This is a genomic window from Mitsuaria sp. TWR114, from assembly GCF_007997345.1.
Window position 1 is genome coordinate 1 of record NZ_VOSR01000860.1, and the last position, 3,618, is coordinate 3,618.

Annotated in this window: 4 protein-coding genes; all 4 read right to left on the reverse strand. The window is 71.2% G+C overall.

The window, feature by feature from the left end; translation table 11 throughout:
- Positions 1 to 424 (reverse strand): response regulator (locus tag FUT87_RS25020; protein ID WP_147242752.1); only part of this gene is annotated, 424 nt, incomplete at its 3' end.
- Between the two features lie 4 nt (positions 425 to 428).
- Positions 429 to 887: a response regulator gene (locus tag FUT87_RS25025; protein ID WP_091723694.1), complete on the reverse strand. Its 459-nt coding sequence runs from the start codon at positions 885 to 887 to the stop codon at positions 429 to 431.
- 11 nt (positions 888 to 898) lie between these two features.
- Positions 899 to 3,241 (reverse strand): ATP-binding protein, encoded by a 2,343-nt coding sequence (locus FUT87_RS25030; RefSeq protein ID WP_147242753.1) that lies wholly within the window; start codon positions 3,239 to 3,241, stop codon positions 899 to 901.
- A gap of 17 nt (positions 3,242 to 3,258) precedes the next feature.
- Positions 3,259 to 3,618 (reverse strand): biliverdin-producing heme oxygenase (locus FUT87_RS25035; RefSeq protein WP_147242754.1); only part of this gene is annotated, 360 nt, incomplete at its 5' end.

Sequence of the window (3,618 nt, forward strand, 5' to 3'; positions counted from 1 at the left end):
CGCGGTCGATGGCCACCGGCAGCCGCGCCAGGCGGCCCTTCATGACGTAGTCGGTGGCGCCGCGCTTGAGCAGCTCCACCGTGTTCTCCTCGCCGATCACGCCCGACACGAAGATGAAGGGCGTGCCCGGCACCAGCCGCTGCGCCAGCGCCAGCGCCTCCGCGCCGGTGAAGCCCGGCAGCTGGTAGTCCGACAGGATCAGGTCGAAGCGCTGCGTCTCCAGCGCGCCCAGCAGTCCCGGCTCGTCCTTCACCCAGGTCACGCGCGCCCGCGGATGCGTGGTCTCCAGCGAGGCCAGCAGCAGCTCCGCGTCGAAAGTGGAATCCTCCAGCAGCAGGATCTCCAGCGGCGGCGCGTCAGCCGCGACGGCGGATGCGGCGCTGGTCGGCGCGCCGGGCGGGGGAAGGGGCGCGGAATCTGCCATCGGTTCATTCATAACGCCGCGCGGCGCGCAGCGAGCCCGGTGGCGGCTCGTTCAGCACCGCCCAGAACACGCCCAGGTCGGCGATCGCGGCGACGAACTGCTTGAAGTCCACCGGCTTGACCACGTAGGCATTCACCCCCAGCGCATAGCTCTGCACCACGTCCGACTCCGTCTGCGACGAGGTCAGCATCACCACCGGGATGCTCTTGAGCGCCTCGGTGGCGCGCACCGCCTTGAGCACTTCCAGCCCGTTGACCTTGGGCAGTTTCAGGTCGAGCAGGATGACCGCCGGATTGCCCTCGGCGCGGTCGGCGTGGGCGCCTTCGCGGTTGAGGTAGTCCAGCGCCTCGGCGCCGTCGCGCACGATGATCACCTCGTTGGCGAGCTGGCTGCGTTCGAGCGCGACCAGCGTCAGCTCGAGGTCGCGGGCGTCGTCTTCGACAAGCAGGATGGGCTTGAGCATGGCGTTCGGCTTCAGGAATCAGGAGAGAGGGAATCGGCGGCGCGAGGCGCCCCTGCGCCGCCGGGGGAAAGTGGTCGGTGGGTGTCGGTGTTGGTCTCGGCCGCCGCGTCGCCCTCGGGCGCCTGGGCCTCCTGCATCGCGCGCGTGGGCAGGGTGAAGCTGAAGCGGGCGCCGCGCTCGGGCTCGCCCCAGGCGTCGACCTGGCCGCCATGGCGCTCGACGATGCGCCGCACGCTGGCCAGGCCGATGCCGGTGCCCTCGAAGCTCTCGCTCTGGTGCAGCCGCTGGAACACGCCGAACAGCTTGCCCACGTACTTCATCTGGAAGCCCACGCCGTTGTCGGCGATGCTCAGGCCCACGCCGGTCTCGTCCTCGACGGCGCTGATCTCGATGCGCGCGACCTCGCGCGGCCGCGTGTACTTCACCGCGTTGGCCACCAGGTTGCGCACGGCCACCTGCAGCAGCACCGGGTCGCCCCATAGCCGCGGCAGCGGCCGCTGGATCACCCAGTCGATGCGGCGGTCCTTGTTCATCGCGTTCTGCTCGGCCACCAGGTCGTCGATCATGGGGCCGGTGTGGATGGACGCGTGCTTGATCGCCGAGCGTCCCATCCGCGAGAAGTCCAGCAGCGCGTCCACCAACTGCCCGGCATGGGCGGAGGCCTCCTTCACATGCGCGAGGTAGCGCTGCGAGCGGGCCGACAGCCCCTGGCCCTCCATCTCCAGCACCAGGTCGACGAAGCCCGCGATGTGGCGCATCGGCGCGCGCAGGTCATGCGACACGGTGTAGGAAAAGGCTTCCAGCTCCTTGTTCACGCGGCCGAGCTCCATGGCCACCTCGGCCATCTCCTCGGCGCGGCGCAGCACCACGCCGATCAGCGCCTGCCGCAGCTCCTGCACCGCATGGACCTCGCCCGAGGTCCAGGGCAGCGAGCGGCCGCCGACCTGCTCCTTCCAGCTCGAGAAGCTGCGGCGCGGATGCAGCCGCGTGTCGCGCTCCGTCGTGGGCGTCTTGTGCGGATTGCCGGCCCACACCACGGTCTGCACGATCTCGGGACGGAACCACACGATGTGATGGCGATGCAGCCGGGAGATCGAGATCGCCAGCACGCCCGCGGTGCCGGCCAGCGCCGTCGCCAGCGACGGCGGCACGTCCAGCGCCAGGCGGTCGCTGTGCCAGACCGGGTCGGCGCGATTGGCCAGCCACTGGCCCAGCGTCAGCAGCGTCTCGCGGTCCGGCGTCTCGCCCACCGACCAGCAGCTGTCGTTCAGGATCACCGCCGCGCCGCAGGCCCGGCCCAGGCGCAGCAGCGGCCCCGGTTCCTCCACCAGGCGCTGCAGCGTCGCGTCGCTGTCCGCCAGGTGCGCGACGATCGCCAGCGTCAGCTGGCGCAGGCGCAACTGCTCGGTGACCTGCTCGTTCTCTTCCTTCGCCTCGATCTGCAGCGACAGCAGCTGCCCCAGGTGCTCGCAGGCCATGCGCGTCTGCCAGGACAGCTGGCGCGGCGCGTGGTCGTGGCAGGACACCAGCCCCCACAGCTGTCCGCGCACGATGATGGACACCGACATCGACGCCAGCGTCCGCATGTTGCGCATGTATTCGAGGTGGACCGGCGACACGCTGCGCAGCGCGGCCTGGGACATGTCCAGCGCCGTCCCGTCGCGGCCGTCGACGAAGCGCACCGGCACCGGCTCGTAATGGGCGTCGGCGATCAGGCGGATGTGATTGAGGCGGTACAGCTCGCGCGCCTGCGGCGGGATGTCCGAGGCCGGAAAGCGGTGGCCGGCATAGGCGTCGTAGCCGCCGTCGAGCGCCTCGGCGAGCACCTCGCCATGGCCCTCGGCATCGAAGCGGTAGGCCAGGCAGCGGCCGAAGCCGGTCAGGCGCTTCATCTCCGCGACCACCACCCGGCAGAGTTCGTCCACCGCGGCGGTGCGCTGCATCATCGGCACCAGGTGCCGGGCCAGGCTGTAGATCGGCGCGCGGTTGCCGCTCTCCTCGACGTCGGCCTCCAGCTCGAAATAACCGCGCTCGCCGAGCCGGTGGCCCGACACATGCAGGCGATGCCCCCCGATCACCAACGTGCCGCAGGACACCGGGCCCTCGCCATCGATCCACGCATGGCGGGCCGCGCGCACCGGATCGAGCACGCCCTCGATGCGTGCCGGCAGCAGGTCGCCCGACTCCGGCAGCAGCGTGCGCCAGTTCTCGCTGTAGGCGACCAGCGCGCCATCGCGCCAGTCCACCGCGGCCAGCCAGCCGTGGGGCTGGATCGCGCCGGGGATGCGGATCGGCTCGCTGGCGCACTGCGCGATCTGGCGGTCCATCGACGTCGGCGACGGCCCCTGGCTCATGGTGGCGACGTCCCCGTTCATTGCGGAGTCGCGACCGACGTGGCCGCGGCGGTCGAAACGAATGACATCGACGGAGCGGTCGCTGCGACCGGCAGGTCCGGCGCCCCGGCGCCCACCGACGCGAAGGTCTCGATCAGCGCCTGGAAGGTCTGGACGGCCGCGTGGCAGGCGGCATCGCGATCCGTCTCGTTGGCGCCGGCCTGCGCATCGGCGAGTTGTCGGAACTCGCGCCACATCGCGCCGGTGCGCTCGCCGAAGCCGTGGAAATAGGCGGCGCCGCGCTCCGGGGTCAGGCCGTGCCGCGCGAGCAGCATCGGCGTCAGCACCTGGCCGCCCAGCGCCGAGCCCTCCAGCACGTACAGCGAGCCGAAGGCGGC